Genomic DNA, 6,668 nt, shown 5'->3' with positions numbered 1-6,668 from the left:
AAAAGCGTTTTACTCTTTGTTGAGGGAGATTTGCTTAGAGTGACTAGGCTACTTCCCCCTCGCCGCGATTAAAACGCTTTTATCTCGAACAAAATTTAACCACGAAAGGTCAACACGCCCTAATATAAGGTTTCCTTTATTACTCAGGTCGTTACTATAAAAAAAGGATCCAATGATGGATCCTTTTTTGAATTAAATGCGTTTATCACAAGCATAACGAAAATACGTAAAACAATCGCAAACAAGCCAATACCGATAACTAGAATTAAAACTAAAACAACGCCATAGGAAACACTATGAAAAAAGCCGCTCTCCTTTCTCTATCTCTTTTGACTTTAACCGCTTGCAGCCAAGGAATCACGGACATGAAAGACAGAACTTCATCACCTTGTGGAGACAAGCCAAACTGCGTATCAACTCAAGATGACCGTGAACAGCATGCATTGGCCGCGTTTGAGTTATCAGATTCAGCAAACTTAGATGCGATTGAGCAGGTTGCGCTAACCTTATCGGGATCGAAAACCGCAAGTAAAACAGAAGATTACCTGCGTGTTGAATGTACTTCTCGCATCATGCGCTTTGTCGATGACTTAGAACTTAAGATCACTGATGGCAAACTGATCGTGCGTTCAGAGTCTCGTACTGGTCACTCTGATTTTGGCGTAAACCGAAAGCGTGCTGAACAACTTCGCGCTAGCTTAAAAAGCGAAGGCCTGATCAAATAGATAAAAGAATACGCAGATAAATCGCTGCTATTCGGATGAGAAGTGCCTCTGGGCAGTCGCTCGACACTTCTTATCCATGCTACAATTTCGCTCTACTGTTTAAATATTATTTATTAAGAGACTACACATGAAAATCGGCATCATTGGCGCAATGGAGCAAGAAGTTGCGATCCTAAAGGCAGCAATTTCAGACATTACTGAAGTTAATAAAGGCGGTTGTACCTTTTTCTCTGGTCAGATAAATGGTGTTGACGTTGTTTTGCTTCAATCAGGCATTGGTAAAGTAGCTGCTGCAGTGGGTACTTCAATCCTACTAAGCGAATACCAACCAGACGTAGTACTGAACACGGGCTCTGCTGGCGGTTTTGATTCAACACTGAACCTTGGCGATGTGGTTATCTCAACTGAAGTTCGTCACCACGATGCAGATGTTACAGCTTTCGGTTACGAAATCGGTCAAATGGCAGGTCAACCTGCAGCGTTCAAAGCGGACGACAAACTGATAGCTGTTGCTGAACAAGCACTAGCACAAATGGAAGATAAGCACGCCGTTCGCGGTCTTATCTGTACTGGCGACGCATTTGTTTGCACAGCAGAACGCCAAGCGTTCATCCGCAAGCACTTCCCATCTGTCGTTGCTGTAGAGATGGAAGCATCTGCTATCGCTCAAGCTTGTCACCAATTCCAAGTACCATTCGTGGTCGTTCGTGCAATCTCTGACGTTGCAGACAAAGAATCACCAATGAGCTTCGAAGAGTTCCTGCCACTAGCAGCACAAAGCTCTTCTGAGATGGTTATCAAGATGGTTGCCCTACTAAAGTAAGCGACTAGACATGCAAACACTGTTTGATCAGGTATTTGCAAATGGCGTGCTCCTTGTAATGTGGGGAGCACTGCTTTTTCATTTGATTTTACCTATCCCCCATGCCGCACACCCTACGACCTTATGGCATAAGTTTGCTGAGCTTTTAGCAAGCAAGGTTAATAACAACCAAAACTATTCCCAAAGCTTAATCTCGGGCACATTAGCCTGGGGCGTAATGGTACTGCCGACTCTGGTAATTCTATTGGCACTGCAACCATTGGTTTGGCAATCTCAACTGTTTGAATTAGCGCTGTTATTACTGGCGATTGATTGGCGCAATAATGAAAAGCTAGCAAATCATCTGATCAAAGCGCTTGGTCGAGAAGATAAAGCTGCCGCTCGTCAGTTACTGGCTCCGGTTGTAAATCGTCAAACTGAATCACTGTCATCACTTGGGCTTGGCAAAGCCGCTGCTGAAACCATCATCATGGGTTACGCTCGCAATGTGGTATGTGTTTTATTCTGGTACGCCATTGGTGGTGGAATTGCGGCTTTAATGTATCGCCTTGTAGTCGAGTTAGCTCGAGCTTGGTCGCCAAGTCGCAAGCAATTTTCTCCGTTCGGCTCAACGGCTATCAAGATAGTCGCGATCCTCGAATTCATACCGATGCGTTTGTTTGCTTTGATGATCGTATGTGGTGATAAAGCAATGCACACATTCAAGATGATGCTTGCCCAAAGCCGTTCTTGGCCACTGCCTGGGCCTGCTTGGTTGATCACGGCCGTTGGCAACAAGCTGGAATTATCATTGGGTGGCCCTGCTATTTACAACAACACCAAAGCTATTCGCGCAAAACTGGGGGGAAGAATCGTCCCATCAGCTCTGCATCTATCTCAGGTTCAGAAGCTGCTGTTTGGTCGTATTGCTATCTGGATATTTTTACAAAGCCTAATCTTACTATTTGTTCACCAAGGGATTTAGAGTGAAACCTTCAGCACTTGTTACAAGCCTTACTCTTTTGTCTTCCAGCTTATGGCTGCCTTTATCATTTGCGGAAGAAACATCGCTGACTCCAGAAAAAGTACTGCCAGCTCAACGCGTAGTAAGCCTTGCTCCTCACGCCACTGAACTCGCGTACAGTGCTGGCTTAGGTGGTAACCTTGTTGCAGTAAGTGAGCGGAGTGATTACCCACCACAAGCAGACCAGCTTGAAAAAGTGGCAAACTATCAAGGCATCAAGGTAGAGAAGATCATCGCACTGCAACCTGATTTAATTCTTGCGTGGCCAGCGGGAAACCCGCCCAGAGAACTCGCGAAACTAGAGCAATTTGGGTTTAATATTTACTACTCGAAAACCAAAAGCCTAGATAGCATTGCGACCAATATTGAACAACTCAGCCAATACTCCAGTGATCCGAGTATTGGGAAAAACAATGCCAAGCAATACAAAAAACAACTCAACGCATTGAGACTAAAATATAAAGATGCTGAGCCCGTAAACTACTTTTATCAGCTAAGTGAGAAGCCGATCATCACCGTCGCTCAAGGGCACTGGCCAAGTGAGGTGTTTGAGTTTTGTGGCGGCCAGAATATTTTCGAAGACAGTGCTTCCCCTTATCCACAAGTTGGTATTGAACAAGTTGTATTAAGGAAACCGCAAGTGATCTTCACTTCTCAGCACGCAATTGAGAATGGAACCATGTGGCAAACTTGGGAGGACGAGATCCCAGCAGTCGCTCAAAATCAGATTTGGTCACTCAATTCTGACTGGATTAATCGCCCGACAACGAGAACTTTGAAAGCGATCCAACAAGTATGCGATTTCTTCGATAGAGCTAGGCAAAATCACTAACTATTTGCTGCGTTTTTTCGTACAATTCGCCACCGACCTGTCCCTACAATTTTAACTATAAGAGCACCAGTATCATGGACTCCATGCTGCTTTATATTATCGATTTATTTGGCACTGCCATTTTTGCTGTCTCAGGCGTATTTGTCGCTGGCCGTCTTAAGATGGACCCCTTTGGCGTAGCCGTTCTAGGCAGCGTGACCGCGATTGGCGGCGGTACGATTCGTGACATGGCATTGGGTGCGACTCCCGTGTTTTGGATCACCGATACCACCTACCTTTGGGTCATTATCACTACCTGTTTGCTGACCATGATTATTGTAAGACGCCCTAAACGTTTGGCTTGGTGGATATTGCCGGTATGTGATGCGATAGGCTTAGCCGTATTTGTTGGCATTGGTGTTGAGAAAGCGCTGAATTATCAAGACTCGGCATTAGTGGCTATTATCATGGGTGTTATCACAGGCTGTGGTGGCGGTATTATCCGTGACGTGCTTGCCCGTGAAGTGCCGATGATCTTAAGAAGTGAAGTCTACGCCACGGCTTGTATCATTGGTGGTGCTTTCCATACAATGGCGATTCTCATGGGGCACGATTCAGAAACCGCATTTTTAGCCGGTGTGTTCACAACACTATTGATTAGGCTTGGCGCTATTCGCTGGCACTTGTCATTGCCAACCTTCGCTATCAAATAGATAGAACGATGACTAAGAGGCTCCGCAAAGGAGCCTTTTTTAATTCGCTTTCAAAGTACTTATACCCTCTATTTCCTCCTTCAAAGATCTCCTTCTTTCCTGACACTCAATTTAGTTAGCTTGTTAGTTCATAGCTCTTAGCTTGTTAGTTAGTAATGTTTTTTGTTTACTTATATAGTTCACAGGCTATATTAATAAACAAATAGCTTTATAAATAATTTTATTTACTAACACTGGAAAAAGGGAGTTCAAGATGAGTATTGGTAAAGTGGGCATTGTTTTCTTCTCTAAGAATGGAGCAACTAAGCAAGTTGCTGAAACAATTGCTGAAGGCATTAACACTCAACAACCTAACTCAGTACTCCTTGTCGAAGTGCTATCTTCTGAAATAGTCGAAGGAAGATATGACAATGACGATAAGCTCAGCGCATTAGACAATTGTGATGCGATTATCTTTGGTGCGCCAACCTACATGGGCTCACCAGCGGCTCAATTTAAGAGCTTCATGGATGCGAGCAGTGATAGCTACTGTAAGAAAGCGTGGCGAAATAAACTCGCAGCAGGCTTTACCACTGGTGGTAGCCTTAACGGTGAACAACAGCAAACCCTACTGAGCTTTTTCACTCTGGCTTGTCAGCATGGCATGATTTGGGCAGGGCTTGATATCTCAAAGCATATTGATGATTTAGGTTTGAATCGCACAGGTTCAAGTATTGGTTTGGTCGCCAGTGATGATCAGATGGCAGAGAGCACCAATAATCACATCAATAGTAATGATCTTAAAACCGCTTTCTATTTTGGCCAACGCATCGCGAGTCTAGTTAAGAAAGCCTAACGAGCTAATTTCCTAATTAACGAGCTAACGTCAAAACCCCTAGCTTGTCTGATATCTATGTGCTCAGACTAGAGAATGAATGGCGTTTGAGGTAACTTGGTTTAATCATTCCCAACTTTCATGAATATAACCCAATGCTACTCGAAGGAATCGAAACTCTATTGGTTTTAAGTAAAGCAAAAACCATGAGCCGCACCGGCAGTTTGCTTTATATCAGCCAATCAGCGGTCAGCAAACGGATTGCTAATTTAGAGAAGAAGTTAGGCAAGAAACTCATAGAACCGAGTGGCCGACAGATCAAACTGACGCCCGATGCGATTGCATTAATCGAGAGTATCGGCCCTGCATTCAATGAACTTCGTGGTCTTATTTATGAGCAGCAAGAGTTGGAAGATACCACTCTCATCACCTTAGATAGCTCTAAGTCGCTGATCGCGGGTTATCTAGGTGAGATGATGGGCCAATTTATCCAGCAAGATAAATACATCACTATTACCACGAACCATACCCCAAGAATCATAGAGCGAGTACAATCTGGCAAAGCGACCTTAGGGTTGTGTGCTGGTTTACTGCCACCGCATCATGGGTTAATGACATTCCATCTGTTTGATGAGCCGTTCTATATTGTGAGTAAGTCGCCGTTAACGGAGCTTCCTCCAATGGTCATCACTAACGACATGACCAATCCGGCAAACTCGTATCAGTTATCTGTGCTTGAAAAGTTCGGCATCAAACCCTTGATGGAGATGGATGCCTACACCGCAGCAGCTCAGTTAGCGTTGGGTGGGACAGGGCCAGCGTTGATCCCGCTCTCTATCGTAAAAACACTCAATATTGAGCCTCAATACCTGTTTAGTTTTGCCGAATTGAAGGGATTGATTCGACCGATTCATATCTGTGTAAGGCCGAACAGCTATCAATCTCCACGAGTTAAAATACTGATAGAATCCATTGTTGATGCTGTTCCCAAAGCAGTTTAGACGCCATTAACATCGACATCACGATCACAAGAGGGCGAATCCATTTCTGCCCTTTTGTCACCACTACTTTAGCGCCAAGCTGAGCGCCCATAAAGCCACCAACCGCCATCACTAAGCCTAATTCCCAAATGGGTAAACCAGCCAAAATAAAGAAGATTAAAGCTGCGATATTCGAAGTGAAGTTAAGAACCTTAGTACGTGCCGTTGCATCCACTAAAGAGAAATGGCCGATAGCGACAAAACAGACGGTGAAAATAGAACCCGTTCCTGGGCCAAAGAAGCCATCGTAGAAACCAACACCGCCACCAATGCACAAAGCAAACACGGCTTCAGACATCTTTTGCTTACCTTCAGACGCTCTAGTTTGGGGTGCTAATAGGAAATAGAGAGAGATGGCGATAAGCAGTAAGGGGATCATGCTCGTCAATAAGCTCGCATCAATATGCTGCACTAACTCGGCGCCAATTGCAGACCCAATAAAAGTACAGAAGATCGCGAGGCGCATTTCTTTAATACTAACGATACCGTTGCGTACGAAATACCAACTGGCGGAGAAGCTGCCAAAAGAACTTTGAAGTTTGTTGGTTGCCAGTGCCTGCGTTGGTGGTACTCCAGCCGCTAGCAATGCTGGTAGAGTCAATAATCCACCGCCGCCAGCCATTGCATCAATAAAGCCTGCTGCCGTTGCAACAACAAACAAGATAGCCAATATTTCTAGAGTGATTTCCATATACCCAACGCCTTAAATTCTCGTGAAGCGACAACTTACCACCGTGAG

General features: G+C 44.6%; 8 protein-coding genes. 7 read left to right on the top strand and 1 reads right to left on the bottom strand.

Features of this window, described 5'->3' with window-relative positions; translation table 11 throughout:
* The first annotated feature begins 296 nt into the window (after positions 1-296).
* From AB4180_RS12525 to AB4180_RS12495, 7 genes are all read left to right on the top strand, one after another.
* On the top strand, positions 297-725 hold the full coding sequence (locus AB4180_RS12525) for a DUF1499 domain-containing protein (protein WP_048618243.1): 429 nt from the start codon (positions 297-299) through the stop codon (positions 723-725).
* Between the two features lie 127 nt (positions 726-852).
* Positions 853-1,548 (top strand): 5'-methylthioadenosine/S-adenosylhomocysteine nucleosidase, encoded by a 696-nt coding sequence (mtnN, locus tag AB4180_RS12520; protein WP_102250325.1) that lies wholly within the window; start codon positions 853-855, stop codon positions 1,546-1,548.
* A 10-nt stretch (positions 1,549-1,558) separates the two neighbouring features.
* Positions 1,559-2,512 (top strand): cobalamin biosynthesis family protein, encoded by a 954-nt coding sequence (locus AB4180_RS12515; RefSeq protein WP_004734980.1) that lies wholly within the window; start codon positions 1,559-1,561, stop codon positions 2,510-2,512.
* Between the two features lies 1 nt (position 2,513).
* On the top strand, positions 2,514-3,383 hold the full coding sequence (btuF, locus tag AB4180_RS12510) for a vitamin B12 ABC transporter substrate-binding protein BtuF (protein ID WP_004734979.1): 870 nt from the start codon (positions 2,514-2,516) through the stop codon (positions 3,381-3,383).
* A 74-nt stretch (positions 3,384-3,457) separates the two neighbouring features.
* Positions 3,458-4,075 carry a TRIC cation channel family protein gene (locus tag AB4180_RS12505; protein ID WP_004734978.1) on the top strand — a complete coding sequence of 206 codons (618 nt, stop codon included), beginning with the start codon at positions 3,458-3,460 and terminating at the stop codon, positions 4,073-4,075.
* A 253-nt stretch (positions 4,076-4,328) separates the two neighbouring features.
* Positions 4,329-4,910 (top strand): flavodoxin family protein, encoded by a 582-nt coding sequence (locus tag AB4180_RS12500; RefSeq protein ID WP_102250324.1) that lies wholly within the window; start codon positions 4,329-4,331, stop codon positions 4,908-4,910.
* A gap of 134 nt (positions 4,911-5,044) precedes the next feature.
* Positions 5,045-5,890 carry a LysR family transcriptional regulator gene (locus AB4180_RS12495; protein ID WP_017080246.1) on the top strand — a complete coding sequence of 282 codons (846 nt, stop codon included), beginning with the start codon at positions 5,045-5,047 and terminating at the stop codon, positions 5,888-5,890.
* Here the strand turns inward: AB4180_RS12495 and AB4180_RS12490 are convergent.
* Entirely contained in the window at positions 5,841-6,620 is a 780-nt protein-coding gene (locus AB4180_RS12490) for a TSUP family transporter (RefSeq protein ID WP_004734975.1), read from the bottom strand. The genes AB4180_RS12495 and AB4180_RS12490 overlap by 50 nt on opposite strands.
* Positions 6,621-6,668 lie beyond the last annotated feature (48 nt).

This window comes from Vibrio sp. 10N.286.49.C3 (genome assembly GCF_041469545.1).
Taxonomy (GTDB): Bacteria; Pseudomonadota; Gammaproteobacteria; order Enterobacterales; family Vibrionaceae; genus Vibrio; species Vibrio tasmaniensis_A.
The sequence above is the reverse complement of the archived record's forward strand: the minus strand, read 5'-3'. Positions and strand labels throughout refer to the sequence as shown.

Excerpts from the sequence above, each read along its gene's own strand:
- AB4180_RS12525 (WP_048618243.1), top strand. The coding sequence starts at position 297 with ATGAAAAAAGCCGCTCTCCTTTCTCTATCTCTTTTGACTTTAACCGCT.
- mtnN (WP_102250325.1), top strand. The coding sequence starts at position 853 with ATGAAAATCGGCATCATTGGCGCAATGGAGCAAGAAGTTGCGATCCTA.
- AB4180_RS12515 (WP_004734980.1), top strand. The coding sequence starts at position 1,559 with ATGCAAACACTGTTTGATCAGGTATTTGCAAATGGCGTGCTCCTTGTA.
- AB4180_RS12505 (WP_004734978.1), top strand. The coding sequence starts at position 3,458 with ATGGACTCCATGCTGCTTTATATTATCGATTTATTTGGCACTGCCATT.
- AB4180_RS12500 (WP_102250324.1), top strand. The coding sequence starts at position 4,329 with ATGAGTATTGGTAAAGTGGGCATTGTTTTCTTCTCTAAGAATGGAGCA.
- AB4180_RS12495 (WP_017080246.1), top strand. The coding sequence starts at position 5,045 with ATGCTACTCGAAGGAATCGAAACTCTATTGGTTTTAAGTAAAGCAAAA.
- AB4180_RS12490 (WP_004734975.1), bottom strand. The coding sequence starts at position 6,620 with ATGGAAATCACTCTAGAAATATTGGCTATCTTGTTTGTTGTTGCAACG.